Here is a 26,708-nt window from a genome sequence, read left to right as displayed (position 1 = left end):
ACGGTGCGGTGCGTAACCGCTTGCGCGTTGAAAGGTGCCTTACCCTGGTGCTAGTTCCGCGCCATGGCAACCGGCATCAGTTACGCGCTCGACTTCGAGCGCCCGCTCATCGAGCTGGAGAAGAAGATCGATGAGCTCAAGGCGTTGTCCACGGGTGGCTCCGCGGACTTCACCTCGGAGATTTCCAAGCTCGAGAAGAAGGCGAAGAAGCTCCAGACGGAGATCTTCAGTGACTTGACGCGGTGGCAGGTGGTGCAGATGTCCCGCCACCCCGCGCGCCCCTACTTCCTGGACTACATCCGCCTGTTGTTCACCGACTTCGTGGAGCTGTGCGGAGACCGGCACTTCGGCGAGGACCCGTCGATTGTCGGAGGCTTCGCCCGCTTCGACGGCAAGCCGGTGATGGTGATGGGGCACCAGAAGGGCCGCAACACCAAGGAGAACATGGCGCGCAACTTCGGCATGCCGCGCCCGGAGGGCTACCGCAAGGCCCGCCGGCTCATGGAGCTGGCGGAGCGCTTCGAGAAGCCCATCCTCACCTTCGTGGACACGCCGGGCGCCTACCCGGGCATCGGCGCGGAGGAGCGAGGACAGGCGGAGGCCATCGCCGTCAACCTGGAGGTGATGAGCGGGCTGCGCGTGCCCATCATCTCCACGGTGGTGGGTGAGGGCGGCTCGGGCGGCGCGCTCGCCATTGGCGTGGGCAACCGTGTGCTGATGCTCCAGAACAGCGTCTATTCCGTCATCTCCCCGGAGGGCTGCGCCTCCATCCTCTTCCGTGACGCCACCAAGGCGGACAAGGCGGCGGATGCGATGAAGCTCACCGCGCCCGATTTGCTCCAGATGAAGATTGTCGACGAGGTGGTGCCCGAGCCCGCCGGTGGCGCGCATCGAGACCCCGCGAAGGCGGCCGAGGCGCTGGGCAAGGTGCTGCGCAAGCACCTGGGCCAGCTCGCCGAGCTGTCGCCCGACGGCCTGGTCAAGGACCGCTACGCGAAGTTCCGCGCGCTCGGCGTGTTCTCCGGTCGCTGAGGCACGACTCCAAGGCCTCCACCACCATGCGACCACTCGTTCCTTCCCATGTCGAGACGCTCAAGCCGTACGTGCCGGGCAAGCCCATCGAGGAGACCGAGCGCGAGTTCGGCCTGACGGGCGTCATCAAGCTCGCCTCCAACGAGAACCCGCTGGGGCCCTCCCCGCGCGCGCTGGAGGCCATGCGGCTGGCGGCAACCCAGGTGCATCTGTATCCGGATGCCACTTCCTTCCACCTGGTGCGCCGGCTGGCCGCGTCCCTGGGTGTGCAGCCGCAGGAGGTGGTGCTGGGCAGCGGCTCCAACGAGCTGATTGAGCTGCTCATCCGCACCTTCACCACGCCGGAGGACGAAATCCTCCTGTGCAAGAACTCCTTCTCCGCGTACCGCATCTCCGCGCAGGCCCACGGGCGGCCCTTCGTCGAGGTGCCCATGCGCGAGGGCTTCCAGTATGACCTGGAGGCCATGGCCCGCGCGGTGACGCCGCGCACGCGGCTCATCTTCCTGGCCAATCCGGACAACCCCACGGGGACCGCGTTCGGCCGGAAGGAGCTGGAGACGTTCCTGGCGGCGGTGCCTCCGGAGGTGCTGATTGCCTACGACGAAGCCTATTTCGAGTTCGTCGATTGGCCTGACTACGTCAGCGGCGTGGAGCTGTTCCGGCGCCATCCGAATGTCGTGGCGCTGCGCACCTTCAGCAAGATTCACGGGCTGGCGGGCATCCGCCTGGGCTACGGGGTCATGGACGCGAAGCTCGCCATGTACCTGCAGCGCACGCGCATGCCGTTCAACCTGACGGTGGTGGCGCAGGCGGCGGGCCTGGCGGCGCTGGAGGACACCGAGCACGTGAAGCGCACGCGGGAGAACAACCGCGCGGGCCTGCGCTACTTCGAGGCGGAGCTGCCGAAGCTGGGCATCTCCCTCACGAAGAGCCACGCGAACTTCGTGTTCGCGGACTTCCGCCGCTCCTCCACCGAGCTGTACGAGTTGCTGCTGCGCAAGGGCGTCATCGTCCGGCCCTTCGCGGGCGGGGGCTTCCCCACCTGCCTGCGCATCTCCGTGGGGACGGCGTCGGAGAACGAGCGGTGCGTGAATGCACTGAGAGAGGTGCTCGCGTGAGCGCACGTTGCTTCATCGTCGCCATCGACGGGCCCGCCGGTGCTGGCAAGTCCACGGTGTCCAAGCTGCTGGCGCGCCGGCTGGGCTTCGCCCTCGTCGATACGGGCGCCATCTACCGCTGCGTGGCGCTGATGGCGACGCACGAGCGCATCCCCTACGACGACGACGCGCGCCTGGGTGAGCTTCTGGAGCGCGTGCGCATCCACTTCCAGGTGGTGGGTGAGGAGAACCGCGTCTTCCTCGGCGGCAAGGACGTGTCGGGGGACATCCGCTCGCCTGAAATCTCCATGGCCGCGTCGCAGGTGTCCGGGCGTCCCGTGGTGCGCGCGGGCCTGCTCCAGCTCCAGCGGCGCCTGGCGCTGGAGTCGACCAAGGGCTCCATCCTGGAAGGTCGCGACATCGGCACGGTGGTGTTCCCGGACGCGGACGCGAAGTTCTTCCTGGAGGCCAACCCCGAGGTGCGCGCCCGGCGCCGCTTCGAGGAGCTGTTCCAGAAGGGCGTGGAGAGCAGCCTCGACGACGTGCTCGCGGACCAGACGAAGCGCGACAAGGATGACTCCGCGCGCGCGGTGGCTCCGCTGAAGGCCGCGGAGGACGCCATCCGCGTGGACTCCAGCAGCCTGCCGCTGTCGGAGGTGGTGCACTCCATGGAGGCGGAGATTCTCCGCCGCATGGCGGCGCGCGGGTAGGGCGCGCAGGCGCTTCACCCGCGTCGGGCGTGCTCAGACGGTGACGCCCTCCTTCGCATGGCAGTGCGCGGGTAGGGCGCTCAGGCGCTCCACCCGCGTCGGGCGTGCTCAGACGGTGACGCCCTCCCTCTCATGGTTGCGCGCGGGTAGGGCGCTCGGCGCTCCACCCGCGTCGGGCCTGCTCAGAAGGTGACGCCCTCTTTCAAGGGGGCGGGCACCACCAGCGACAGGCGGGGCTGCGCGCCCTGGGCGTCGTAGAAGGCGTGGTAGAGGAACAGGTCCGCCACCACCTGCTTGACGTAGCCGCGCGTCTCCCGGAAGGGGATGGACTCCACGAAGAGGTCCAGCGGCAGGTCTCCTCGCTCCTGGGCCCACTTCGCCGCGGCGCTCGGCCCCGCGTTGTACGCGGCGGCGGCGAGCACTGGATGCGAGAAGCGCTCCATCAACCGCGACAGGTACCAGGCGCCGTAGCGGATGTTCCGGTCCGGCGAGAAGAGGTCCGCGGGCGCGGGGTCCGGCTCCGCGAGCTTCCGTGCAATCTCCGTGGCCGTCTTGGGGATGATCTGCATCAGCCCCCGCGCGTCCGCCGCGCTCATGACCTCCGGCTTGAAGGCGCTCTCCCTCCGCATGATGGCCCACACGAGGAACGGGTCCACCTTGTGCGCCGTCGCCGCCTGCTCCACCGCGTTCGAGAAGGCCCGAGGGTAGAACGCCGCGAGCGCATCCGGCTCGCGTGCGCCGAAGGCCCGGCCCCACAGGTGGCGCGCGGCCACCGTGTGCGCATGGCCGAACTCGCCCAGGCCCATCAGCGCGTGCGCGAAGGGCAATGCCTGGTCCGCCGAGCGCAGACGCGCGACGTGGGATTCCACCTCTTCCGCCGCGTCGCGGAACAGCCCCGCGCGCGTCAGCTCCACCGCCAGCGCCAGCTCGGGCGGGCGCGGCAGCTCCAGCGACAAGGGGGGACGCGGGAAGCTGGCCGGGGCGACGCGTCCCAGCTCCTTGAGTCGCTCCGAAGCCAGCAGCGCGTAGAACGACGCCGGCGCCACGGTGATGAGGCGCTCGTACTCCGGGCTGACCTCCGCCGCGCCCGCGCCGCCCAGCTCGCGGCTGCGCGCCATCCAGTAGCGCGCCTGCGGGGCGAGGCTGCTCTTCGGGAAGGTGGATACCAGCGACTCCAGCGACGCGCGGGCCTGCGCGTAGTCCGCCAGTCGCAGGTACGCGAGCGAGCGGAACCACAGGCCCTCGTCCCGCCGCCGCGAGCGCGCATAACGCTCCCCATGCGCGGTGAAGGCCTTCGCTGCCTCGGCGAAGCGGCCCCCCTGCAGGTCGAGCCAGCCCGCGAAGAAGGCGCCTTCCTCACCCGCCGACTGCGACGCGTACTTCTTGTCCAACGCCGCCATCAACGTCCGGGCCTTCTCGTTGTCGTCCGCGCGCAGGGCCCGCCGCGCCACGAGCAGCTCCGCGTCGGCCGCGACACTCGCGGGCCCCTTCTGGGCGAGGACGAGCGCCTGGTTCGCCTCCTCCGCGCGGCCCAGCGCGAACAGCGCCTTGGCTCGCAGCAGGGACACCTTCGCCGCCTGGTCCTTCGAGAGCTTCTCGCCGTCGAGCGTCGCCAGCTCCTCCAGGGCCCGTTGCGACGCGCCGCCGCTCAGGAAGCCCTCGGTGCGCTGCGTGCGCTCCGCGAAGCCCAGGCGCACCGCGGGGCGGCGGACCTCGGTGAGCCACTTCACCGCCTCGTCGCCGTACGGGTGCGTGGGAAAGCGCAGCGCCACCGTCATGAGGTCCGCCTGCTGCCCGGCGCGATTGCCCGACTCGCCCCGCGCCTGGGCCCGCTGGAAGAGCAGCTCCGGGATGGGCGTGGCCTTCACCGCCGCCTCCAGCACGCCCGCCGCCTGCTTCGCCTTGCCCGCCTTCAGGAGCGACTCACCCAGGCGAGCCCGGGCCCTCGTGACGAGGTCCAGGGGGGCTCCAGGGGCCTCCAGCACGCGCGTGAAGTCCAGGGCGGCCCCAGCGGCGTCCCCGGCGTAGAAGCGCGCCTGACCCAGGTAGAAGGCGCGGTAGGGCTCCAGCAGGGCGGGAGCAGGGCCGGCCGCCAGCATGTCGCGCGCCTCGGCCGCCCTCCCGTCGGACAGGGCCAGCGTGCCCGCCAGCAGGCCGAGCCTCCCCGCATCCGGACACTTTGTTTGCACACACGTGGCCCACTCGCGCTCGGCCAGCGAGGTCGCCTCGGTCTGATGAAGTCGCACGGCCTCCAGGGTTGTCGGGGATTGTCCCAGGGACACCCCCAGCGCCCACCCCGTGACTGTCACCAGCCAGCTCATGTGTTCTTCCTTTCACCACGCGGCTTTGCGGCCTGCCAACGAGACGGCTGCCGCAATCATTCCCCTCTCACGCCAGGGGGGTGGTTTGACAGCGGGGCCGACAAGTCCTAAATCCGCGCGCCATCGGGCCAGTCCAAAAAACTGTTCTTGACCCGTTGCATTCGCTGAAAGCGTTCAGGCGATTACGTGGTCTTGGGTCATTGAAGTCGGCCCATTGCGTCACCCGGGGTGCATCACTACTTTGCGCGGCCGTTGCACGCTACCCCGGTCCGTCGTCGTCCAGGCGGGACCTGTCGTCCGGTAACACTGCTCGTTCACAGCGCTCGGGGGGGAAACAGCACAGAGGGAGGGCTCCATGAAGCCGTGTCCAGCCGATCTGCCGCAAACCATCAATCCCGAGGCCGGGCCGAAGCGTGCCGGCGTCGAGACGCATCGCAATCTGAATTGCCACCAATATGACAACTGCCTGGACGAAGCCGTCCGGCGTGGGTGGCAGTCCTTCACGTGCATGAAGTGCCCGATGTATCAGCACGCCGCGCCGCCGCAGATGGGCCTCGAGGCTTACGCCACCCAGCGCCGTCCCGTCTGATTCACAGCCGCTTCACCGTGTGAGGGGAGGCCCCGTAATAGAGAGGGGCGCCCCACACGGGCAGCACCCGCCGCCTCACTGGACGGCGGCGTAGATGACGGCGACCCAGTACTGCTTCGCGCCAAATCGCTTCGAATCCCCCCGCACCACGCCCACGCCCACCCGGTTGTTGGTGGCCTCGGTGACGCTGCGGGACTCGGGGAGCGAGGCCGGGTCCCCCACCACGAAGAAATCCACCGAGGCCGTCCCCGCGTCCGGGAGCACCTGGAACACGCGCTCGTGCAGGGGCGCCTCGCCGGGCTGGGCCGCGGGCTGGTCCAGCTCCAGCGCATGCTTCGCGTGCGCCAGCGCCAGGGACTCCAGCACCTGACTGCGGGCCAGGGGCGGCAGCTTCTTCGCGGAGCGCCACCGGGCCAGGGCGTCATAGGCCTCCTGCTGGGGATTCTCCGGGTCCGCCGAGGCGGGCGACGCGGCGGTGAAGACCTCCGTCACGGTGGCCTCCGAGCGGCCGCCCGCCACCTTGCGCAGGACAACCCCCACGCCCATGAAGCGGAACCCCGGGTCCAGCAGGTTGCGACGGTGGCCCGGGCTGTGCTCGATGCCGAAGTGCGCGGCGAGCGGCCCCGCGGCCTGCCCCAGGTTCTCCCCGGCGCGGCCGTAGCGCGAGCCCGGCGGCAGGCGACGGGTGAGCGTGCTCCCGTCCGGCGCGATGTGCGCGAAGAAGCCCTCCGTCGTCATGCGGGTGCTGTAGCCCTGGGCCACGCGCTCCAGCACCGGGTCCGGCATCAGCTCCACCAGCCCGTGCGCCCGGCGCAGGGCGTTGATGCGCTCGTGCAGGGCGGTGCGCGACTCCTCCACCGTGGTGGGCTCCACGTTGTTCTCTCGCTCGCCGCGTCGGCGCACGTCGCCAATCTGCGTGAGGAAGAGGGAGGTGACTTCCGGCCCCGCGTCGCCCCGGGCGACCACCTCCACCGTGTAGGTGCCGGGCTTGAGGAAGTCCAGGCGCGTGCAGAAGTCGGAGCCCCCCGTCCCGCGCCGGGTGAGGGGAACGATGCTCACCTCGCCGTCCGGCCGCGTGACGTAGATCTCCGGCGCCTGGAGCGGGGGCGTCAGCCTTCCGCAGAGCGTCTGCACCGCGCGCTCGCCGGGCATGACGCGGGGAAACGGCTTCAGCTCCGCCTTGCGGTCCGTGAGCAGCGTCACCAGCGCGGCGCGCTTGTCCACCAGGGCCACGCCCACGCCGAAGTGGGAGGCCCGCTCCGTGTTGAGGTCGGTCCGGGCCTTGAGCGACTCCAGCGCATGCGCGTGGGCCCACGCGCGGATGACGAGCGCTCGGGGGGCGGGATCCGCCGCGCCCGCGTCGCTGATGACCTCCGTGAGCGTGAAGAGGTCCGGCGCTCCGGTGAAGGCGCCACTGAGCGCGTCGACGGCCAGCCTTCGCGCGGCCACGCTCAGCGCGGGGTCCTCCGCAGGCGCGCGACGTCCCACGCGCTCGAACTCCCGCACGACATGTTGGGCGGCCTGCCGCTCCATCGACTCGGAGGGCGTCAGCGGGGCCTTGCGCTCCGGGGGCTGGGTTCTTAGCTCCACCGCCGAGCGGGCGGGCGCGGCGGGAGGGCCAGCGGGGGACGGGGGCCTGGGCGCGGCGGCCAGCAGCGCCGCCAGCGCGAGGACGAACTTCATCGGTTGTCCCAGCGGAAGGAGAGCGCCTTCACCGTGCCCGAGCCCAGTCGCTCATTGAGCTGCGCGCACAGGGACGTGGCCTCGACCTCCAGGGTGCGGGCCCACTCGGCGCTGGTGACGGCGATGAGGAGGGTGCCGCCCTCCAGCGCGCGGGGGGAGCTGTGGCGGGCGATGTGTGCTCCCACCACCGCGGCCCACACGGGGGCCAGGGCATGCCCCCGGCCCGACTCCCCCGCGAGGCGAGCCAGGACGCGGGGTAGCAGACTCTCCAGGGACTTGGGCTCGCCACGGGCCATCGCGCGCGATGATGATTCGTGAGAACCTGAAAGCCAACCTCCTGTTGCGTGACGAGGGCGAAGAGCGGGCGGCCGGGTCCGACGGTGTCCAGCGAGAGGGCTTCAGGGCCCTTGCGCGCCGTCGCGCGACGCGCGTCGTACCTGTATGGTCTTGGGCGTTCCGCCCCCCGGGAGCCGCACCGTATGAGCCCCTCGCTTCGTCCCCACCTGCTGACAGCCCTCGTGTGTGCCCTGGGGGTGCTGGCCGGCTGCGGGATGAGCTCCGACACGCCCTTCGGAATCCCAGGCGACAACAAGCCGCTGCCAGGCCCCTGTGCGGTGGACCAGGACTGTCCCGACCCGGCGCTCTTCTTCTGCAACACCGCGCTGTCCCGCTGTGAGCCCGCCTGTCGGAGTCGCTCCGACTGTGAGGAGGACCGGCGCCAGCAATACGCGCTGGCGATGTGCGACAACCCGATGGGCTGCCAGTGCGACATGAACCGGTGCGTGGTGGGGCTGTGCGCCACGGACGTGGAATGTGGCGGGGCCCAGGTCTGCCGCGATGGGGCGTGTGTCGCTCCCCCGGCCAAGGAGGTCGCCGCGTCGTGCCAGGTGACTCCGGAGGTCATCGTGGGCAGCCCGGGGCTGTCCGTCGTCTTCGGCGTGTGGGTGAAGGACGCCGCGGGGAAGCCGGTGGTGCCTCGCGAGGGCGCGACGTGGTCCGCCCTGTCGCCGATGGTGACGGGCGGCGGCAGCGGAACCCGTGCGGCCTTCACGCTGAGGGAGTCTGGCGCCGAGCGCGACGGGGTGGAGGCGCGGGTCGGCGCCGTCGTCTGCCGCGCCCGCGTCGCGGTGCTGAGTCCGGACGTGCCCGAGGGTGGGGTGAGGGTGCTGGTGGTGGACGAGCTGACGGGGCGCCCGGTTCCGCTGACCACCGTCGCCGTGGCGGACGTGGGAGGAAAGCCCCAGGGCTCCGCGCTGACGGGGCCCGATGGCGCCGTGTGGGTACCCGCCTCGGGCACCGTGGCGCTGTCCGCCTTCCACCCGGACTTCGGCTACCTCACGCTGGCCCGGCATGACGTGGAGGAGCACCGCGACGTCCGGATGACGCTGCGGCGCAACCCGGTGGACTTCTCCGGAGGCGTGCGGGTCGACTTCGCCGAGGCGCCGCGCACGGGCAACGTCGTGACGCCCACGCTGCGGCTGGGAATGACGGGCATGTCGGTGCCGGGGCTCTTCTCCGAGCTGTCGTCGGGCACGTTGCTGGGCTTCGAGCGGGAGGTGGAGGTGAGCGCGGGCGGCACCCGGCGCCTGCCGCTGCCATCGGGCACCTCGCTCTGGTTGGAGGGCGGCGCTCCGGCTCCGGCCTTCGCGCCCGGTACGGCGGGCGTCTGTGACTCCTCCCTGTCCGGGGTGCTGGAGCCGGAGCTGGCCATCCTGTCGGGCACGTGCGGCACCCGCTCGGCCTGGGCGTTGACGGGCAGCGTGCCGGTGGCGGAGCTGCCCCTCAATGCGCTGGAGCCCGGCGCGGATCCGCTGCTGACGCTGGGGCGCCTGTTGCCGCTGTCCCCGCGCTTCTATTCGTCCGTGGCGCGAGATGCCGCCTTCCACCTGGTCCCCACGCCGGGGCTCGACACGGGGACTCCGAGGCCGGACACCGTGACGTATTCCGAGCGCGTGTCCCTGGACTTCGAGGGCGTGCGACTGGCGTTCCCCTTCGCCGTGCGCGTCCCGGAGCTTCCCCGCTATCGGGGCGCGTACCTGGACCGGGCCTATGTGTTGAGCACCGTGGTGGCGCCGGGACGAGGGCTCGTGCCGCTGGGCCTGGGCGCCGCAGCCAACGTCGCGCCCGCGGATCCGAACACGGATGCGGACGGTCGGCTGAGCCGCTCCGGAGTCATCGCCCTGCGCATGGCACCCGCGCACCATGGCCTGGAGGGACAGCCCTACCGGCTCCTGGTGGGGGCCATGTCCCGCGCGGCCCGCGATGACGCCGCCGCGGGCACGGCGTCCAGCTTCGTGGTGGCGGACCTGCCGGGCCTGAGCTTCGACCCCTTGGGGGAGCGCCCCGTGGATCCTGGCGTGGACTTCCTCCCCATCCCCGAGGACGCCCGCTACAACTTCGATGACCGCGAGTCCCAGGGCCTGCGAGGCCGGGAGCTGCGCGCCGACGTCGAGGAGCCCGCCACGCTCGTCCGTGTCGTCTTCACCGACCGCCTCGGGCGCCGATGGACGGTGCTGGCGTCTCCCGAGGACGTGGAGGACGGCATCCGCGTCCCGTGGGTTCCCGTGGGCCTGGAGGACCGGACCTACTTCGGCGACCACCTGGGCTCGCGCGCGCTCCTGCGCGTGGAGGTGCTCCAGGTGACGGGCAGGGATGCGCGAGATGTCCTGGGGCCCTCGCGACTGGCGGCGGCGGACGGCCCGGGGTTGGACCACGTGGGAGACCTGACGCGCGCGGCGTCGTCGCTGGACGTGGGGCGCCCGGAAGTCATGTGGCTCTATCCGGAGCTGGAGGGACAGCGCCTCAGCCGGGGCAGCGCCGTGCGAGTGCGCGTCACGGGCTTCCGCCCTGGCGTGGGCGCGGAGGCCGATGGCCGCGTCCGGGTCCTGATACGGGGGGGCGCCAAGGGGTGTGAAGAGGTCCTGGTGAGCGACTCCGCCGCGTCCGCGACGGGCGAGGTGCAGCTCCAGCTCCCCGCGAGCTGCTCCGGCACGGGGGTGGTGCTGATCGCCGCGCTGGAGGACGCCGACGGCGCGCTGCTGCGGCCCCCCGTCTCCGTCACGCGGGCCGTGGACATCCCTTAGCGGGGGATGGAGGACGACGTCGCTGGTTGGGCGTCGAAGGGCGAAGATTCCCTACCTGGAGTCTCGTCCTGTGATTCGCTTTCTGGATTTGCAGGGTGGTAGCGTCTCGTGGGTCGGTCGCTGGAGGAGCGGTGCAGAAGGAAACGGTCGTCACGGTCATCTCGAAGATCTCCGACCGGCCGGTCAACCTCGACGCGGCGCTGGTGGTGATCTACGGATTGGACCTGGGTCGGAAGTTCGATTTGACGGGCGAGGAGACGCTGATTGGTCGCTCGTCGAAGTGTGACATCCAGATTGACCAGGAGTCGGTGAGCCGGAACCACGCGGCCATCGCCAACACCCGCGAGGGCGTGAGGATTCGCGACGCGGGCTCCACCAACGGCACGTTCATCAACGACGAGCTGGTGGAGGGCGAGCGCGAGCTGCGCAACGGCGACCTGGTGAAGATTGGCCGCACCATCTTCAAGTACATCGCGGGCGGCAACATCGAGGCCGCGTACCACGATGAAATCTACAGGCTGACCACGATGGACGGCCTGACGCAGATCTACAACCGCCGCTACTTCGACGAGCAGCTGGACAGGGAGATCTCCCGCAGCCGTCGCTACGAGCGCGTGCTGTCGCTGGTGCTGGTGGACATCGACCACTTCAAGAAGGTGAACGACAAGTTCGGGCACCTGGCGGGAGACTCGGTGCTCAAGCAGCTGGCGTCCACGGTGCGCACGCGCATCCGGCGTGAGGACGTCTTCGCGCGCTATGGCGGCGAGGAGTTCGCCATCCTGCTGCCCGAGGTGGCCCTGGTCGGCGCGCGACAGCTCTCCGAGAAGGTGCGGCGCCTGGTGGAGAAGCAGCGCTTCGAGTTTGATCGCCAGCCCATCCCCGTCACCATCTCCCTGGGCGTGGCCGTGTTGGACCCGCACCACCGCGAGCCCGGAGACCTGGTGCGCGCGGCGGACGAGAAGCTCTTCGAAGCGAAGTCGGGCGGGCGCAACCGCGTCGTCGCCTGACGCGGCGGCCCCGGGTTCGGCTCAGCCGGCGAAGACGGAGCGGCGCTCGCGAAGCAGCGTGTGGATCATCCCCTGGATGGCCTCGCGCGTGCGCTCGGTGAGGCGACCCACTTCGCCCAGGTCCTCCGCGGCTTCGGGAGGCAGGCCGTCCATGGCGATGGGCTCGCCGAAGCGGATGCTCCACTTCGCGGGAAGGGGGCCCAGCGGCGTGAGCGGCAAGTAGGGCAGCCCGAGGAAGCCCGCGGGGATGCGTCCGAGCAGGGGAGAGGTCTCCTCCGCGCCGACGATGGCCACCGGGACGATGGGCGCTCCGGTGCGAAGGGCGAGCTTCACGAAGCCGCCGCGTCCGAAGCGCTTGAGCCGGTAGCGCTCCGCGAAGGGCTTGCCGAGGCCCTGGTAGCCCTCCGGGAAGACCACCAGCGGGCGCTGCTCGTCGAGCAACCGGAGCGCGTTCTCCGGGCACGCTCGCACGGCTCCCAGCCGGTTGAAGAGGGTGCCCAGCACGGGGGCGTGGAAGATCTGATCCTCCACCAGCCAGCGCGACTCACGCAGGTCGGGGCGCTCGCGGGCCAGGGTGAGCGACATCACCAGCCCGTCATAGGGAAGGGCGCCCGAGTGATTCGCCACGAGGATGACCGCGCCCCTGGGGATGTGGTCCGTGCCCTGGGCGGCGACGCGCCAGTACTGGCCATAGAGGAACTCCAGCACGGGCTCCAGGCGCTGCACGAGCGACGGGTCCTTGCCGTACTCGTCCAGGTGGGAGCCACCGCCCGTACCCAGTCCGGCGCGCACGGCGTCCAGCATGCCGTTCATCGCGCCCCATGCGCGGCCCAGGCCCTCGCTGGCCAGTGCCTGTCCGGCGATCTCCCGGGCCAGGGACAGCATGCCGGTGGCGCGCTGCGCGAGCGGGCGAGGGGCGTCTGGATCCGACGATGCGTCGCGCGCCGCATGGTCCTCACCGGAGGTGGGCACCAGGGACAGGGGGCCTCGGCGGCTGGGAGGGACCTCGTCGCGCGTCGCGTCTGGCATTTTCGCCTCCGGCTCCGAGGCGGAGCGGGTTGTCGAGAGGGGCAGGGCGGACCGCTCCCATGCGTCATCGGGTTCGTCCGGCGTCTCGTCGAGGTCGGACAGCTCCAGCACGGCGCCCGCGAGGTCCTCGTGGGGCGCGTCGAGGTTGGAGCGCTCCTGGGTGTCGTCCTCGTCCAGGCTGTTGTTGGCGGCGCGCTCCTCGAGTGCGTCCCTGGCGTGAGGCGCGCTGTCGCGGCGATTCATCACTTCCACGACGGCCAGCTCGGCGGCACTCTCGGCGACCTGCTCGGCCACTGTGGCGGCGAGTTCACGCTCGCGCTCCGGGCGGCGGGTGGAGGGGCTGTGGTCCAGGACCTCTTCCACCGCGGCCTCGGCCAGCTCGGTGGCCAGCTCCGTCGCGAGGAGCCTGTCCACGGGCTCGTCCGCTCCGTCGCGGCGGTCCATCGCGACGTCCACGGCGTGCTTCGCGGTGACCTCGGCCACCTCCGCGGCGAGGGCTTCCGCCAGCGCGTGGTCCACTTCTCTCTGCTCGGGCGTCCGCTCCGTGCGCGGGTCCGCCACGGGTGGAGTTCGCGAGGGTGGGGGCTCGCGCGGAGTCACGGGCGCGGCGGGCTCGCGCAGGGGCTCGACTTCGGCCGAGACCGGCGCGGACGCCTTGGTTGCGGATGCATTCGCTCCGCGCTTCGTGCCGGACTGTTCCTTCGCCGCGGTGGGCACGCGCAGGAGTTCAGCCTCGGTCTTGTCCGGCGCGGAGGCCTTGGCCGTGGACGTACTCGCGCCACCCTTCGCAGCGGACTGTCCCTGGGCTTCCTGCGGACGGGCCGGAGCTTTCCCTGCGTGGGCACCCTGTCCGTGCTTTGCCTTGCCCTGCTTCACGGGGGCGCTGGCCTTCGCACTCGCGGCGCCACGCGCGGACGGCGCGCCCTTCGACTTCGCGGGTGCGGGCTTCCCACGGGTGGGCTTCTTCGCCTGGCCCTTGTCCGAGGTGCCGTTGCCACCGCTGGCATGCGCCGCGCGGGTGGACGGGGTCTTCTTCTTGTCGTCAGAGGTCCCGCGCTCGGAGGGCGAGCGGTCCTGCTTCGCCTGGGTGCCGGGCTTCGCTTTCGCGCCATCGCGGGAGGCGGCTCCGCGCTGGAAGGGATCGTTCCCGAGGACACCCTTGGCCATCTCTAGCTCCTCTTGAGCGCCGCTGCGGCGTCCCTGACGTGGTGGAAGGGGATGAAGCCGAGGGCGGACTCGGCGAGTTCGCCGTCCGCCACCCACGAGTAATGGATGTAGTCGAGAAGGGCTACGGGCAACGTATCCGCTCCCACCACATCCAGCGTGTGGAGTGCGCCACGGAACAAAGGCCCTGGGAGGGGGAGCGGACGAGCTCCCGCTTGTCGAATGAGTCCGGACAGCGGCAGCACACCCCGGCCCACGATGTTGAACTCCCCAGACGCCTCCGCCCGCAGCGCCAGATGCAACGCGCGCCCCGCGTCCTCCTCGTGAAGCCCCTGCCACAACGGGTCGAATCCCAGCAGCGTGGGGACCACGGAGGTGCGCGTCAGCAGCCGCGAAACGGGACTCTCGAAGGTCGGCCCCAGCACCGGCGCGAAGCGCAGCACCAGCACGCGCATGTCCGGGTGCCGCTCGCGGAAGGCTCGCACCTGTCCTTCCACCTCCACCTTGTCGGTGACGAAGCGGCTGAGCGGACAGCCCTGCAGCGGCGAGTCCTCGCGCAGCAGCGCCGGATTGTTCCCGCGTGCGCCGTAGACGGCGGTCATCGACGGCACCACCAGCCTGGGCAGCTTCGCCCGGCCCGCCGCCGTCAGCACGTTCATGGTGCCGATGACCTCCAGCTCGTGCGCCAGGGATCCGTTGCGGATGGGTCCGAAGAGGAACGCCAGGTGGTAGAGCGCGTCCACGGGGCGCTCGGCCAGTGCGTCGGTGAGCTCGCTCTCGGCGTCGTGCCGGGTGAGGTCCACCTGATGGAACTCCACCTTCGCACCCTCTGGACGCGCCACGTCCAGCACGAGGATGCTCTCCACGTCGGGATCCCGCTCGAGCCGGGGCAGCAACAGCTTCCCGTACTCGCCGCTGGCTCCGGTCACCGCGACGCGCAACCGCCCCTTGCCTGGTCGTGACACGTCCATACGCAAGGTCTCCTGTTAGCCCAGCCGCCTGGGAATGTCAGCCTGCACCCGTCTTGGTTTGCTGGACAACGTCCTCTGCGTGGCGGAGGGTGGACGATTGCCATGGCTCGCATCGCACGTCTCTCTGACGTCCTCATCAACAAGATCGCCGCCGGTGAGGTGGTGGAGCGCCCCGCGTCCGTCGTGAAGGAGCTGGTCGAGAACTCGCTGGATGCGGGCTCGAGCACCATCCGTGTCGACCTGGCCGGTGGGGGCGTGGACCGCATCATCGTGTCCGACGATGGACACGGCATGGGCCGCCACGACGCCACCCTGTGTCTGGAGCGTCACGCCACCAGCAAGCTGCGGGAGCTCGACGACCTCTTCCACATCGACTCCATGGGCTTCCGGGGTGAGGCCGTGCCCGCCATCGCCTCCGTCTCCCGCTTCTCCCTGCACACCGCGGAGGTGGGCGCGGACGTGGGCACCCGGGTGTCGCTGGAGGGTGGGGTGGATCCGCTCATCGAGGACGCCCCGCCGCGCACCGGCACCGTCATCACCGTGGAGGACCTCTTCTTCAACGTGCCCGCGCGCCGCAAGTTCCTGCGCCGGGGCGACACCGAGCTGAAGCACGCCGAAGAGGCCGTCGTCCGCCTGGCCCTCGCCAATCCGGAGGTGGGCTTCTTCGCCACCCATGAGGGCAACGAGCTGTTCTCCAGCGCCGCCTGTCCGGAGGACCCGCGCGAGCGAATCGCCGCCGCGCTGGGCCCCGCGGCCCACCCGCACCTGTTCCCCGTCGAGGAGCGCCGGCTGGGCGTCAGCGTCACCGGCTACGCGGCCTCGCCCGAGTTCACCTTCCCCAACGCGCGTGGGCTCTACACCTTCGTCAACCGCCGCTACGTGCGAGACAGGGGCCTCATCGGCACCATCCAGCGCGCGTACCAGGACTTCCTCGCCGCGGGCCGGCAGCCCGTCGTCGTGCTGCACATCGACGTGGACCCCATCGCGGTGGACGTCAACGTGCACCCGCAGAAGCTGGAGGTCCGCTTCTCCGACGCCCGGGGCGTGCAGGAGGCCATCAGCGCCGCGCTCAACCGGATGCTGCGTGCCGCCCCGTGGCTGGGCGCGGGCGCGGACCCGAATGGCCCGGGCGGAAACCAGCCGAGAGATGCCGCGCACTACGCGCTCGCCGTGGAGCGCTTCCTCACCCGGGCCCAGGAGGCCTCCTGGGGCGCGCCGCTGCCCACCACGATGGACGCCGCCGGCAGCCCCCCGTCTTCAGCCCTGTCCGGCGCACCCGGACCCATTGTGGGGATTCCCTCGCCGCTGCCCTTCGGCGCGGTGGGGCGCCCGCCCGCGTTCGGAGAGGCGCAGCCCCAGCTCAACGAGGCCCCTCCGCCGGGCTACTTCGCCGCGCTGCGCCCCATGGGCCTGCTCGGCGGACGCTTCCACTTGTGCGAAGGACCCGGGGGCACGCTGGTGGTGTTGGACCCGCACGCGGCGCTGGAGCGCACCCGGCTGACGTCATATCTGCGCGCGCTGGACGACGCGAAGGGGCCTCCCGCGCCCTCGCTCTTCGGCACCACGCTGGAGTTCCCGGTGCAGGTGGCCAAGGCGCTCGTGGAAGGGCGCGAGGCCCTGGCGCGGCTGGGCGTGGACGTGGAGCCCTTCGGCGGCACGACGGTGGCGCTGAAGACGGTGCCACCGGGGCTGGAGGGCGCGGAGGCACGCTCGCTGCTGGAGGCGCTCGCGCGGGCGTTGCCGCCCAAGGGCGCTGCGCTGGATTCCGTCACGCTCGCGGAGGCCGTGCGGGTGATGGCGTGCCATGCCGCGCGGAAGGCGGGCGCCGTGCCGCTCACGGACGCGCAGCTGCGCGCGCTGTTGGGCGAGCTGGACCGGGCCGACTTCCACCCGCCCTGCATCCACGGCACGGTGGTGGTGCTGGAGATGCCCTTGCTGGAGCTGGAGCGCCGCGCCCGCTGAAGGGGAATCTCCCAGTCCCTCCGCGCCTTTGGGCGACTGGAAAATTGACCCGTGGGAGGCCGCTGCTACGGTGGGCCACACGCCTGTAGCACACGCGGCGGACCGGGCATGGACGGCCGGAAACGGGAGCGACCCCATGCGCGGAGTCATCACCCTGCGGGACGTGGTGTGCAACCTGGGCGTAGTGCTCCGTGAGTTCGGCGCGCTGTGTGTCGTCCGCTGCCTGGTCGCCTCGCTGCGCCGCCAGCGGACGACGTTCCTCGAAATCGCCGTGCGCCCCAAGCGCCCCTGACCTTCGCCCCCGAGTCCCCGCTTCGATGCTCCGTCGACTCCCGCCGCTGCTCGCCCTGTTGTTCGCCGCCCCCGCCTTCGCCCAGGAAGAAGACGACGACGTCCCCTCCTCGCTGGACGGAGTGGGCCGCATCACCGTGCAGGCCGGCTGGCGCGTGACCTCCAACGAGACCTTCTACGAGGGCTGGTACGCCAGGGAGGCCAACTCGGGCCTTTCGCGCGCGAAGAGGACGGCGGGCGGTCCGTTCGGCGTCGCCACCTTCGCGTACTCGCTGTCGGACCTGCTGGAGCTGGGCATCGACCTGTTCGCCACCGGCTCGCGTCTGTATGTCACCGACCCCGGCGCGGAGGGAGTGGGGCCCTTCGAGCGGCGCATCGACACCCTGGCCTACGGCGCGATGCTGGGCCTGCGCTTCCAGACGGTGCTCCCCGAAGTCGGCCCGTACGGGCTCGTTCCCTTCCTGGGCCTGTCCACCGGGCCCACGCTCATCAGCTCGAAGCGCCAGGATGAGGAGGTGCGGGAGAAGACGACGCAGGCCTGGGCGGGGGTCCTGGGCACGACGTGGCGCTTGTCTCCTCGCTGGGGCCTCACCGCCGAATACCGGTTCATGTTCCTGCGCGGACCGGTGGGCCCCGAGTCGGCGAAGCTCGGCTCGTTCAACATGGGCGGGAACTGGCTGTCGCTAGGCGTGACGTACACTTTTCCGCCCGAACCATCCCGCGGACTGCCGGGCTCGGGCTTGTAACCTCGCAGAGCGAGCAGGCGTGGACATTGGAAGGTTGTTTGCTCCCGGAAATGTGACAGAGCCTCCGTGTTGTTCCGGTGCGGAAATTGTCGCCGTATGACCGGGAGAACTCCTTACGATGCGCGAATCGGCCGAGATCGTTACCGGGCCCAGGAAGATGTCCATGCCAGAGCAGGCGAAGACCGAGATTGATAAGGAATTGGCGGACCTCCGCCGCGAAGTCGTCGAGGCCCGCAACCTCGTCATCAAGAGTGACAACCTGCTGAAGAACCTCCACGCGGAGGTGAAGGCGGTAGGCAAGCGTCACGAGGACTTCCAGAAGCGGCAGTGGATTTCGTCCGCGGCGGCCTACGTGCTGTTCGCGGTCATCGCGGTGGGCGCGGCGGTGATGATCACCAGCGCGCGCAGCTCCAGTGCCACCGGTGAGCGGGAGCGGCTGGAGAAGATGGTCGCGGACCTGACGGGCCAGCTGGAGAAGCAGCGCTCGGACACCTCCGCGCATCAGACGGCGCAGCGTGGTGCCTCCGAGGTCTACAAGATGATGACCTCGCTGCCCGGTGACGAGCGGCTCAAGGGCATCGACGCGCTGATGAAGCTGGACACCTCGCGCCTGAGCACCCTGGAGCGCCAGGCCCTGAATGACCGGGCCACGTCCCTGCGCCGCGAGACGGGCGACGCCGCCTTCGAGCGCGGCAAGATTGCCTTCCGCAAGAACGAGATGGACCAGGTCGTCTCGGAGATGGAGCGCTTCCTGGCCATGAACCCGCCGCAGGAGCAGTCGCTGGACGCGTCCTTCTTCCTGGGCACCGCGTACAACCAGCTGCGCAAGCACGACAAGGCCGTGCCGCTGCTGGCGCGCTTCGTGGAGGGAGACCGCAGCTCCAAGACGCGTGACTACGCCATGCTGCTGCTGGCCCAGTCGTACCAGGAGGTCGGCCAGATGGAGAAGGCGCTGGAGACCGCGCGTGACGCGGCCGGGGCCTACCTCAACAGCCAGTACCAGCCCCAGTTCCGCAGCCGCATCGCCATGGTGAAGCGCGCCATGAGCGGCAACACGGAGGCCGCTGGCCCCGCGCCCGCCGCCCCCGCCCAGGCCGCCCCCGCCCAGGTGGCGAGCCCCGCGGGCCAGTAGTCGTTTGCCGTACCCCCGCCCGCCTGTCCGGGTGGGGCTTCACACGGAAGCGTTGCCACGCGGGGTCCACAGTCATAAGACCTGGACCCCGTGTCCGCTCCCGACCCCCGGAAAGATCCCCGCTTCCGCCGCTATCGTGCCGCCGCGTATGGGATCTACATCGCGCTCACCACGCTCTTCTCGCTGTGGATCATCGTGAACGTGAGCCGCTCGGTGGCGGCCATGACTCCGGAGGCGCTGCCCCCCGCGGCGAGAATCCTCAGCTTCCAGGAGTGCCTTGCTGGAGCCCAGTCCCTCTGGGGTGAGCTGGAGGCGGGGCGCGAGAAGCTGGTGCGCGTGTCGCCCGCGCGGGACACGGACCAGGAATGGATGCGCTTCCGCACGTCCTGGCTGACGCGGCTGCGTGAGCGCGAGTCCGAGTGCGACCTCAAGGCCCGCGAGCGTGCCCCGCTGCGCACCGTGTACCGCCGCCTGGAGGTGGTGCTGGACCTCTACACCACGCACGCGGTGCAGTACGCGGACGAGGTGGGTGGCACGGTGGACTCGTTCCACGCCGCCTTCCAGGCCGCCAGCGCCAGTCCCGCGGCGAAGGCTTCCCAGCAGCCGTGAGTCAGCGCACCGGCAGCAGCGCGGTGTAGCGGCCCAGCGTGTCCGTCACTGACTGGGCCAGCAGCACGGAGGAGGGACGCCCCTCTACGTTCACCACCCGATAGAAGCGGATGGACGCGAAGGGCAGGCCCGGAGGCACGCCCGGCTCCCGCGTGGACGACAGCACCCGTCCGCGCAGGGTGCGGCCGCGCTGGAGGGCGAAGGCCGTCACGGGCTGTTCGGCCCCGTCGTCGGTGGGAAGCACGGACACGAAGCGGCTGACGCGGGGCAGGTTCTCTCCCGGAACCACGTCCAGGCGGTACAGCGCGGGGTCCAACCGCAGCACGTATTCGCCGTTGGCGTCCGTGAGCGTCTCCGACGCCAGGTCGGGCGGCAGCAGCCGGCCGGGGACGACGTCCACGGGCTCCACCACCAGTCGCACGCCCGGCGCGGGGGAGCTGTTGTCCGGCTGGAGCAGCCTTCCGCGCACCACGCGCCGGTTGACGCACACCACGTCCGGCAGCACGGTGTCCTCGCGCGGCACCACGGCCGAGGACAGGGTGAGCCCCGACGCGGAAGCCGCCGGAGGCACCACCACCAGCTCCAGCGGGGCCTCCGTGGCGCTGGGCAGGGAGCGCAGCTCGAAGCGGCCTTCGGCGTCCGTCGTCGCCACCGCGCTCTGGAAGCTGCCGCCTCCGCCCACGCGTCCCTGGAGCGACACGGTGGCGGCCACCACGGGCCGGCCGTCCAGGGCGACGACGCGCCCCGACACCCGCACCGGCGCGCCGAAGTCACCCAGCTCCAGCGGGCCGGGCAGCGGGACGCCCGGACTCACCGGGAAGGTCTGCTGCGGCAGGAGCGCGGCCGCGTCCCGGGCCGTCACGCGCAAGAGCACCGTGGAGGCGCTCGCGGCCTCGGGAGGCAGGGCCAGCGTGAAGGCGCCCGTGCTGGGAGAGACGGCCACGCGCTGTGACAGCGGCCGCAGCTCGGTGTCCAGCGCCTCCACCGCCAGGTCCGCGCCGGGTGGCGCGCCTCCGGAGCGCGTCACCGTCCCCTGCACGGGCAGCACGCTGGCGGCGGAGGGAAGCAGCCACTCCAGGGACAGGGCCTCGCCCGGGAACACCGTGCCTGGTGTCGTGAGGGGGGGCACCAGCGGATCCGCGGGCAGCACCGTCACTGCGTACTGGCCGCTGGCCACCGGCAGCGTCCACTGCCCGTTGTCCGGCACCAGCGTCGCTTCATGGTAGCGGGCCACGCCGGGGATGAGGGCGCTGGAGCCGATGGCGCGCACGACGAGGGGCTCGGAGTAGGGGCGGGACGCGGTGCTCGACGACGCGGGCGGCGCCGTGGAGCGCAGCGTCGTCCCCCGCAGCGAGGCGATGTCGAACAGCTGGAGGTTCTGCTCGGCGCGCAGCTTGCCCACCGGGAAGTCCTGGGCGTACTGGCCGAGCGCGGGGTTGGGCGTCACCTCCACGACGATGTCCTGGCCCGGGTCTCCACAGCCGTCGACGAAGCACACCTCGTTGGCGGCGCAGTCGGCGTCCGAGCGGCAGACGAGCAGCGAGTCCCCGGGCTCCTCCTCCAGCAGCGCGCAGCCGGTGGCGCAAGAGAGCGCCAGCGCGACGAGCAGCCGCGCGTGGCGGCCCGTCATCGGCAGTCTCCCTGCACCGTGGTCACCACCCAGGAGTAGCTGATGACGAACCCCGGGTCGATGATGGAGCCGCCGTCGGGCAGGTTCACCACCTGCGACTCCGGCTGGCGGTCCGTCAGCTCCGCGTCGCTCACCAGCGCCTCCACCAGGTGCTGCCCCGGCGTGCTCAGCACCGAGTTCGCCGAGGCCAGGTTGATGCGCAGCGTGCCCCGGTCTGGACGGCGGGCCTCGCCGTTGTTGGTGAGGGCAATCTCCCGGTAGGGGCCGCGCGGGTCCTGCGGGCTGTAGTCGATGAACCAGTGCACCTTGATGCGGTCATCCACGTCCGGGTCCTCGACGGCGACCTCGAACGTCAGCTCGCACCGGCTCGCGCCGAAGTCCTGGATGATGCGCTCCTGGGGGAGCACCAGCGACTCGATGATGCGCGGCGAGCGGTTCATGAAGCGCGGGGGCTCGTCGAGCAGGGTGTCATCCTGGGGCAACAGACAGCCGACGAGCAGGCCCAGGCCCACGGCCAGGACACACGTCGCCCAGCCCTGGCCGGAGCGCGTGTCCCTGACGTGTCGCCGCGTCGTCGTGTCCATCACCAGTGCGTCAGGGGCCGCGTCAGAGCAGCTCGTCGCCCTCCTCGGGGGGCAGGGGCCGGCCGGTCTTCTCCGCTTCCAGCTTCTCCAGGTGGCGGAAGATGGTGCGAGGGTCCACGCCCAGGTCCTTGGCCGTCTTCGTCCGGTTGCCGTTGTTTCGCGCGAGTACTTCGTTGATGTAACGCTTCTGGAATTCTTCCTTGGCCTGGAGCAGCGGCATGATGGGCTCCAGGTTCTCCGGCTTGAGGTCCAGGTCGTCCGGGCCCAGGAGCGGCTTGTCCGACAGCACGACGGCCTTCTTGATGCGGTTCTCCAGCTCGCGGATGTTGCCGGGCCAGCCGTACTTCTTCATGGAGACGGCGGCGGACGGGGTGAAGCCCTTGGCGCGGGAGCCGAACTCGCGCGAGTACTTGTGGAGGAAGAACTTGCCCAGCACGACGACGTCCTCGCCGCGCTCGCGCAGGGGCGGCAGCTTCAGGGTGACGACGTTGAGCCGGTAGTACAGGTCCTCGCGGAAGGTGTTCCGCTTCACCTCGTCCTCGAGCACCTTGTTGGTGGCGGCCACGACGCGGATGTCCACCGGCTCGCCCCGGTTGTCGCCGACCTTGTAGACGATCTTCTCCTGGAGCGCGCGCAGGAGCTTCACCTGGAGCTGCAGGGGCATCTCCCCAATCTCGTCCAGGAAGAGCGTGCCGCCGATGGCCGCCTGGAACTTGCCCGCCTTGGTGGCCACCGCGCCGGTGAAGGCGCCCTTCACGTGGCCGAACAGCTCGCTCTCCAGCAGGTTCTCCGGGATGGCGCCGCAGTTGATGGTGATGAAGGGGCCCTTCACCCGGGGCGAGCGGCGGTGGAGCTCCCGGGCGATGAGCTCCTTGCCGGTGCCCGTCTCGCCCGTAATCAACACGGAGATGTCCGTGGGGGCGATCTTGTCGATGCGCTTGTACACGTCGCGCATGCCCTGACATGCCCCGACGATGTCGCCGTAGCGCTGGTCCTCCAGCTTGCGGCGCAGCTCCGTGACGTCGAGCTTGAGGTCGTTGACCAGCATCGCGTTCTGCAGGACGAGTGACGCCTGCGCCGCGAAGATGGTGAGCATGTCCGCGCTCTTGGGTTCGAACCGGTTCACCAGCCGGTCATTGCCCACGTAGATGACGCCGAACAGGTCTCCCTTGTGCATCAGCGGCACGCACATGACGGAGTGCACGCGCAGATTGACGACGGACTCGCTGGCCTTGAACTCGGGCGCGTCCACGGCGTCCGCGACGATGAGCGGCTTCTGGTCCTTGACCACCTTGGCGATGATGGAGTCGGACAGCTTCTCCACCGCGTCCTCGATGTTCTCCCGGGCCACGTTGCGCGCCACCTTCACGCGTGGGTCGCCACTCTCCATCAGGATGAGGAAGCCCTTGTCGGCGCGCGTCACCTCGATGGCCTCGTCCATCAGGCTCTCGAGGATGCGGTCCACGTCGTAGAGGCCCAGCAGCCGCTCGCTGAACGCGGTGAGCCGCCGCAGCATGGCCAGCTCGCGGCCGGGCACGCCGGGCAGCTCCGTGGTGTGCGAGTCCGCGGTCTCCGGACTGGCCACCGCGTCGCGGTGCGGCGTGAGGGCGGACGGCGCAGGGGCGCGCGGGGCGTCCTCGCGGGCGAAGGTCAGCTCGGTGCCGCCCACGCGCACCACGTCCCCGGTGGCGAGCGCGTGTGAGTCGCGCTTCTTGCCGTTGACGTGGAACGTGGCGCCCAGGCTGCCGACCTCGTAGCGCGTGCCGTCGAACGTGACGTGCAGGGCGCTGTCGGGCACGGCGGAGTCCTCGAGCGGGATGTCGTTGTCCGGACCCCGACCGATGCTGGTGATGCGCTTGTGCAGGGCGACCGCGCGGACCTTGCCATCAGGACTGCGGACGGTGAGGCTGGCCATAGGGCTTCACGTACCTGGAGAAAAAGGCTCAGAAGGAGAGGGTGAGACCGGCGCCGAGTCCGCCGGAGGTGGGGTACAGCCCCAACCGCGCGGTGGGTCGGGGTGCGGCTGCGCGGGGCTGGAGCTGGAGCTGCGACTCCGAGCGGGGCGCATCGGAGGAGGGCGTGTCTCGCGTCTCCACCGAGGTGCGTACCACCTGATCCTCGTGGTGGTACAGCGCGTCCACCACGCCCAGCGCATAGATGGTGTAGAAGCCGGCGGCCGAGGCCAGCTTGAGCAGCTGCCACGTGTCCCGCTGGCGCTCGCGGTTGGTGGGGATGTAGCGGATGGTGATGGAGGCCTTGCCGTCCTCGTCGAGCACGTTGTCCAGCTCGATGGGGCGCTCCTCGAAGAGGGATTCGTAGGCGAAGTAGGAGATGATGCTCGTCACCGCGAGCACGCCCTCGGTGGCCGCGAAGACGATGCCCAGGCTGTTGCGGCCCTGCTGGAACTGGCCCGCGCCGAAGGGGACGAAGTTGACCAGGAAGTTGCGCTTCTCCACGGTGCGCACCGTGACTTGACCGGCCAGCTCCTCGGCGCGGCGACGCAGGACTTCGGCCTCCAGGCGTTCGCGCTCGCGGCGCTCTGTCTCGGCCTTCTCGCGCTCCTGGCGCAGCCGGCGCTCCTGGCGGAGGAACTCCAGCTCGTTGGTCATGTCGTCCTTGATGCTCTCCATGAAAGCCACGGCCGGAGGCGGGACGACGAAGGGGTCCAGGCTGAAGTCCGGGTCCAACCGGAGCAGGGCGCGCAGGTGGCGCGAGGCCTCCTCGGAGCGCCCCAGGTTGAAGGCGGCGAGCCCGGCCAGCTTGTGCAGCTCCACCAGCTCGTCCTCGTTGAGCCCGCCCCGGTCCACCCGGGTGCCCGCGCGGTCCAGGACCTCCGCGTACTTGCCGTACTCGAAGCTGGCGCGCAGGGCGGCGACCTCCGGGTCTCCGCTCTCCTGAGCGAGCGAGGCGGCCGGGGTCCACAAGACGAGCCAGAGCGAGATGAGCGCGAACCCTCGAGTCATTCGGGAAGCAGGCTCCCGTGCAGACGTTGGGGCTCGCCGGGCCGCAGCTGTACCACTTGTCGCTCCGTCTTGAAGCCGGGGTGGGAGATCTCCACCGTGACGGTGTGCTTGAAGCCCGCGGGCCCTCGCGGTCCGCGAATCTCGAGCGGATTGAGGAGGGTGTCGCGCGCGGTGCGCACCTGGTCTCCCACGCGCACGGTGGCCTCGCCGGGCTCGAACTCGACGGACAGCGGCACCGACCTGGGCTGGGCGCGCAGGTGGAACTGCTTCTCTCCGTCGGGCTGGACGTCGATGGTCTCCACCACGTCCTCGCAGAAGGCGCAGGAGATGGTGATGTCGTGACTGCCCGGGCTCAGCTCCACGTCGTGCACCGCGCGGGCCTCGGCGCTGGGCGGGCCGTCGTCCACGCGGATGATGCCGAAGGGGCGCACGAGGATGGACACGATGAACTTCTTCGACGCGGACTTCCGGCCGGCGACGCGGTCCTCTCCGGGTCCTCCCGTGAGGGAGTGGGCGTCATCCACGGCGCCCCCCGCCGGACGCGCCGTGCTCGCGCGGGACAGGCTTCCACCCGGACCGGGGGACTGCGTGTCGGGGCGACCGGTGACGGCGCCGAGGGCCTCGCGTGAGGTCACCGCGCTTCCCGTGCGAGCGTCGGTCGGCGGAGTGGGACGGCTGTTCGGCGGGAGGGCTACGGAGCCCACGCCAACGGGCTTGCGCGAGTCCGTGCCCGCGTTCTTCACGCCAGGGCCCGGGTCCTCGCCCGCCGTGCTTCCGGAGCCGATGTTTCCAGCGCGGCCCGTCTCTCCGGTGCCTCGGTTGGTGCCCTCGCCGCCGCGTCCGGTGGCGTCATCCGGCGCCTGGGGGCCGCTGGTGTTCACGCCCTCGCCGTCCGTGGGGCGCTCGGAAGTCTCGGGGCCAACGGGGGCCGCGTCGGCGCGTGCGTGGTACGCCTTGTAGCCCCCGATGCTCACGGCCGTGGCGGTGAGCAGTCCCACCGCCAACCGGATGCCGCGCCGCCGCCAGGTCTTCACGCGCTGGGCGCGCTGGATGCTCTTGAGCAGCCCGAGCGCGCGAGCGTTCTGCGCGTCCAGCGCCAGCACCTGGTTGAGACAGCCGAGCGCGCGCGGCGTGCGCTTCTCCGCGAGCAGCCGCTCCCCGCGCTCCAGCAGCCCGGCGACGATGCGCTGTCGCGACAGCTTCCGGTACGACGGCCGGTCGGCGAAGAACGACACCAGCTCCTCGCCCACGCGCGAGAAGCCCAGGCCCGCCAGGTAATCCGCCAGCGCGTCTCGTAGCTTGCCGGCGTCCGGGTAGCGCTGCTGAGGGTCTCTCTGGAGGCAGCGCGCGCAGATGTCCGCCAGCTCGTCAGACAGCGCGGGGACTCGGCGGCGCGGGTCCTCGTAGTCACCGTCGAGGATGCGCTTGAGCGTGGCCGTGGTGTTGGGCGCGGAGAAGGGCAGCCGGCCCGTCATGGCCGCGTAGAACATGATGCCCACGCTGAAGACGTCGGCCTCGGGGCCGGCCTCCAGGCCCTCGATGATCTCCGGGGACATGTGCGCGGGCGAGCCCACCAGCGTGCCCGTCACCGTCATCCGCTCCTCGATATCGAGCAGCCGGGCGATGCCGAAGTCCATGAGCTTGAGGAGGCCGTCCTCGCGCACCATGACATTCTCGGGCTTGAGGTCGCGGTGGATGACGCCGGCCTCGTGGGCGTGTGCGAGGGCCGCGGCCAGCTCGTGGATGACCATCGCCGCCAGCTCCGGCGGATCCAACGGGCCTTCGTCCAGGACCGTCTTCAGCGTCTGGCCCCGGATGTACTCGGTGACGATGAACGCGTCCTGCGCGTCCGCGGCGGAGAAGTCGAACACCTCCAGGATGTTGGGGTGGTGGAGCTTCGCCACGGCGCGGGCCTCGCGGGCCAGCCGCCTTCGCGACTCGTCCTTGCCGGCCAGATGCGGGTGTAGCACCTTCACCGCGACTTCACGGTCCAGGGCGGTGTCGAGCCCTTTGTACACGACGCTCATGCCCCCCGAGCCGAGTTGCTCGAGGATGCGATAACGACCGATATGGCGGCCGACGAGCGTCATGACGTGCGGCGGTAC

21 protein-coding genes are annotated in these 26,708 nt (G+C 70.7%); 11 read left to right on the top strand and 10 right to left on the bottom strand.

Going from position 1 to position 26,708, the window contains the following annotated elements; translation table 11 throughout:
- The first annotated feature begins 63 nt into the window (after positions 1-63).
- The 3 genes from LZ199_RS14225 to cmk are packed head-to-tail and all read left to right on the top strand — an operon-like array spanning position 64 to position 2,839.
- A complete protein-coding gene (locus LZ199_RS14225) occupies positions 64-1,032 on the top strand; it encodes an acetyl-CoA carboxylase carboxyltransferase subunit alpha (protein WP_253994227.1) in 969 nt (322 codons plus the stop codon).
- A gap of 26 nt (positions 1,033-1,058) precedes the next feature.
- Positions 1,059-2,150, top strand: a complete 1,092-nt coding sequence (gene hisC, locus LZ199_RS14220) for a histidinol-phosphate transaminase (protein WP_253994226.1) — start codon at positions 1,059-1,061, stop codon at positions 2,148-2,150.
- Positions 2,147-2,839, top strand: coding sequence for a (d)CMP kinase (cmk, locus tag LZ199_RS14215; protein ID WP_253994225.1), 693 nt, complete (start codon positions 2,147-2,149; stop codon positions 2,837-2,839). The genes hisC and cmk overlap by 4 nt, the downstream gene beginning before the upstream one ends.
- Before the next feature lie 182 nt (positions 2,840-3,021).
- Here the strand turns inward: cmk and LZ199_RS14210 are convergent, their stop codons facing one another.
- The gene (locus LZ199_RS14210; RefSeq protein WP_253994224.1) at positions 3,022-5,160 is read right to left on the bottom strand and encodes a lytic transglycosylase domain-containing protein; all 2,139 of its coding nucleotides are present in this window, start codon (positions 5,158-5,160) and stop codon (positions 3,022-3,024) included.
- A 355-nt stretch (positions 5,161-5,515) separates the two neighbouring features.
- Between LZ199_RS14210 and LZ199_RS14205 the strand changes: the two genes are divergently transcribed.
- Entirely contained in the window at positions 5,516-5,749 is a 234-nt protein-coding gene (locus LZ199_RS14205; RefSeq protein WP_141648765.1) for a hypothetical protein, read from the top strand.
- Positions 5,750-5,824: 75 nt separating this feature from the next.
- Here the strand turns inward: LZ199_RS14205 and LZ199_RS14200 are convergent, their stop codons facing one another.
- Together LZ199_RS14200 and LZ199_RS14195 are read right to left on the bottom strand one after the other, a co-directional pair.
- Positions 5,825-7,432, bottom strand: a complete 1,608-nt coding sequence (locus LZ199_RS14200; protein ID WP_253994223.1) for a CAP domain-containing protein — start codon at positions 7,430-7,432, stop codon at positions 5,825-5,827.
- Entirely contained in the window at positions 7,429-7,728 is a 300-nt protein-coding gene (locus LZ199_RS14195) for a DciA family protein (protein ID WP_253994222.1), read from the bottom strand. The genes LZ199_RS14200 and LZ199_RS14195 overlap by 4 nt, the downstream gene beginning before the upstream one ends.
- A 183-nt stretch (positions 7,729-7,911) precedes the next feature.
- Between LZ199_RS14195 and LZ199_RS46465 the strand changes: the two genes are divergently transcribed.
- Both LZ199_RS46465 and LZ199_RS14185 read left to right on the top strand, forming a co-directional pair.
- Positions 7,912-10,515 (top strand): carboxypeptidase regulatory-like domain-containing protein, encoded by a 2,604-nt coding sequence (locus LZ199_RS46465; protein ID WP_267145147.1) that lies wholly within the window; start codon positions 7,912-7,914, stop codon positions 10,513-10,515.
- A gap of 131 nt (positions 10,516-10,646) precedes the next feature.
- A complete protein-coding gene (locus LZ199_RS14185) occupies positions 10,647-11,522 on the top strand; it encodes a diguanylate cyclase (protein ID WP_253994221.1) in 876 nt (291 codons plus the stop codon).
- A gap of 21 nt (positions 11,523-11,543) precedes the next feature.
- Here the strand turns inward: LZ199_RS14185 and LZ199_RS14180 are convergent, their stop codons facing one another.
- Both LZ199_RS14180 and LZ199_RS14175 read right to left on the bottom strand, forming a co-directional pair.
- Entirely contained in the window at positions 11,544-13,718 is a 2,175-nt protein-coding gene (locus LZ199_RS14180) for a 1-acyl-sn-glycerol-3-phosphate acyltransferase (RefSeq protein WP_253994220.1), read from the bottom strand.
- 2 nt (positions 13,719-13,720) lie between these two features.
- A complete protein-coding gene (locus LZ199_RS14175; RefSeq protein ID WP_253994219.1) occupies positions 13,721-14,686 on the bottom strand; it encodes an SDR family oxidoreductase in 966 nt (321 codons plus the stop codon).
- A gap of 102 nt (positions 14,687-14,788) precedes the next feature.
- Here LZ199_RS14175 and mutL point away from each other — a divergent pair, with 102 nt between their 5' ends.
- From mutL to LZ199_RS14150, 5 genes are all read left to right on the top strand, one after another.
- A complete protein-coding gene (gene mutL / locus LZ199_RS14170; protein WP_253994218.1) occupies positions 14,789-16,648 on the top strand; it encodes a DNA mismatch repair endonuclease MutL in 1,860 nt (619 codons plus the stop codon).
- 136 nt (positions 16,649-16,784) lie between these two features.
- Positions 16,785-16,940: a hypothetical protein gene (locus LZ199_RS14165; RefSeq protein ID WP_176437590.1), complete on the top strand. Its 156-nt coding sequence runs from the start codon at positions 16,785-16,787 to the stop codon at positions 16,938-16,940.
- 25 nt (positions 16,941-16,965) lie between these two features.
- The gene (locus LZ199_RS14160; protein WP_253994217.1) at positions 16,966-17,685 is read left to right on the top strand and encodes an outer membrane beta-barrel protein; all 720 of its coding nucleotides are present in this window, start codon (positions 16,966-16,968) and stop codon (positions 17,683-17,685) included.
- 118 nt (positions 17,686-17,803) lie between these two features.
- Positions 17,804-18,817 (top strand): tetratricopeptide repeat protein, encoded by a 1,014-nt coding sequence (locus LZ199_RS14155; RefSeq protein ID WP_253994216.1) that lies wholly within the window; start codon positions 17,804-17,806, stop codon positions 18,815-18,817.
- 90 nt (positions 18,818-18,907) lie between these two features.
- Positions 18,908-19,426 carry a hypothetical protein gene (locus tag LZ199_RS14150; RefSeq protein ID WP_253994215.1) on the top strand — a complete coding sequence of 173 codons (519 nt, stop codon included), beginning with the start codon at positions 18,908-18,910 and terminating at the stop codon, positions 19,424-19,426.
- A 1-nt stretch (position 19,427) separates the two neighbouring features.
- On the opposite strand, the gene LZ199_RS14145 is transcribed toward LZ199_RS14150, so the two are convergent.
- Genes LZ199_RS14145 through LZ199_RS14125 form a run of 5 tightly spaced genes read right to left on the bottom strand, consistent with a single transcriptional unit; the run spans position 19,428 to position 26,693 of the window.
- Positions 19,428-21,056, bottom strand: a complete 1,629-nt coding sequence (locus LZ199_RS14145) for a carboxypeptidase-like regulatory domain-containing protein (protein WP_253994214.1) — start codon at positions 21,054-21,056, stop codon at positions 19,428-19,430.
- Positions 21,053-21,640, bottom strand: a complete 588-nt coding sequence (locus tag LZ199_RS14140; RefSeq protein ID WP_253994213.1) for a hypothetical protein — start codon at positions 21,638-21,640, stop codon at positions 21,053-21,055. Before LZ199_RS14140 ends, LZ199_RS14145 begins: the two co-directional genes overlap by 4 nt.
- Before the next feature lie 22 nt (positions 21,641-21,662).
- The gene (locus LZ199_RS14135) at positions 21,663-23,555 is read right to left on the bottom strand and encodes a sigma 54-interacting transcriptional regulator (protein ID WP_253994212.1); all 1,893 of its coding nucleotides are present in this window, start codon (positions 23,553-23,555) and stop codon (positions 21,663-21,665) included.
- 28 nt (positions 23,556-23,583) lie between these two features.
- Positions 23,584-24,603: a hypothetical protein gene (locus LZ199_RS14130; RefSeq protein WP_253994211.1), complete on the bottom strand. Its 1,020-nt coding sequence runs from the start codon at positions 24,601-24,603 to the stop codon at positions 23,584-23,586.
- Entirely contained in the window at positions 24,600-26,693 is a 2,094-nt protein-coding gene (locus LZ199_RS14125; protein ID WP_253994210.1) for a serine/threonine-protein kinase, read from the bottom strand. The genes LZ199_RS14130 and LZ199_RS14125 overlap by 4 nt, the downstream gene beginning before the upstream one ends.
- Between the last annotated feature and the right edge of the window lie 15 nt (positions 26,694-26,708).

It is taken from the genome of Myxococcus qinghaiensis (assembly GCF_024198215.1).
GTDB classification, from domain to species: Bacteria; Myxococcota; Myxococcia; order Myxococcales; family Myxococcaceae; genus Myxococcus; species Myxococcus qinghaiensis.
Note: the sequence above shows the minus strand (reverse complement) of the source record. Positions and strands in the feature narration are given on the sequence as shown.

Excerpts from the sequence above, each read along its gene's own strand:
- LZ199_RS14225 (WP_253994227.1), top strand. The coding sequence starts at position 64 with ATGGCAACCGGCATCAGTTACGCGCTCGACTTCGAGCGCCCGCTCATC.
- hisC (WP_253994226.1), top strand. The coding sequence starts at position 1,059 with ATGCGACCACTCGTTCCTTCCCATGTCGAGACGCTCAAGCCGTACGTG.
- LZ199_RS14210 (WP_253994224.1), bottom strand. The coding sequence starts at position 5,160 with ATGAGCTGGCTGGTGACAGTCACGGGGTGGGCGCTGGGGGTGTCCCTG.
- LZ199_RS14205 (WP_141648765.1), top strand. The coding sequence starts at position 5,516 with ATGAAGCCGTGTCCAGCCGATCTGCCGCAAACCATCAATCCCGAGGCC.
- LZ199_RS14200 (WP_253994223.1), bottom strand. The coding sequence starts at position 7,432 with ATGAAGTTCGTCCTCGCGCTGGCGGCGCTGCTGGCCGCCGCGCCCAGG.
- LZ199_RS14195 (WP_253994222.1), bottom strand. The coding sequence starts at position 7,728 with ATGGCCCGTGGCGAGCCCAAGTCCCTGGAGAGTCTGCTACCCCGCGTC.
- LZ199_RS46465 (WP_267145147.1), top strand. The coding sequence starts at position 7,912 with ATGAGCCCCTCGCTTCGTCCCCACCTGCTGACAGCCCTCGTGTGTGCC.
- LZ199_RS14180 (WP_253994220.1), bottom strand. The coding sequence starts at position 13,718 with ATGGCCAAGGGTGTCCTCGGGAACGATCCCTTCCAGCGCGGAGCCGCC.
- LZ199_RS14175 (WP_253994219.1), bottom strand. The coding sequence starts at position 14,686 with ATGGACGTGTCACGACCAGGCAAGGGGCGGTTGCGCGTCGCGGTGACC.
- mutL (WP_253994218.1), top strand. The coding sequence starts at position 14,789 with ATGGCTCGCATCGCACGTCTCTCTGACGTCCTCATCAACAAGATCGCC.
- LZ199_RS14165 (WP_176437590.1), top strand. The coding sequence starts at position 16,785 with ATGCGCGGAGTCATCACCCTGCGGGACGTGGTGTGCAACCTGGGCGTA.
- LZ199_RS14160 (WP_253994217.1), top strand. The coding sequence starts at position 16,966 with ATGCTCCGTCGACTCCCGCCGCTGCTCGCCCTGTTGTTCGCCGCCCCC.
- LZ199_RS14155 (WP_253994216.1), top strand. The coding sequence starts at position 17,804 with ATGCGCGAATCGGCCGAGATCGTTACCGGGCCCAGGAAGATGTCCATG.
- LZ199_RS14145 (WP_253994214.1), bottom strand. The coding sequence starts at position 21,056 with ATGACGGGCCGCCACGCGCGGCTGCTCGTCGCGCTGGCGCTCTCTTGC.
- LZ199_RS14140 (WP_253994213.1), bottom strand. The coding sequence starts at position 21,640 with ATGGACACGACGACGCGGCGACACGTCAGGGACACGCGCTCCGGCCAG.
- LZ199_RS14135 (WP_253994212.1), bottom strand. The coding sequence starts at position 23,555 with ATGGCCAGCCTCACCGTCCGCAGTCCTGATGGCAAGGTCCGCGCGGTC.
- LZ199_RS14130 (WP_253994211.1), bottom strand. The coding sequence starts at position 24,603 with ATGACTCGAGGGTTCGCGCTCATCTCGCTCTGGCTCGTCTTGTGGACC.
- LZ199_RS14125 (WP_253994210.1), bottom strand. The coding sequence starts at position 26,693 with ATGACGCTCGTCGGCCGCCATATCGGTCGTTATCGCATCCTCGAGCAA.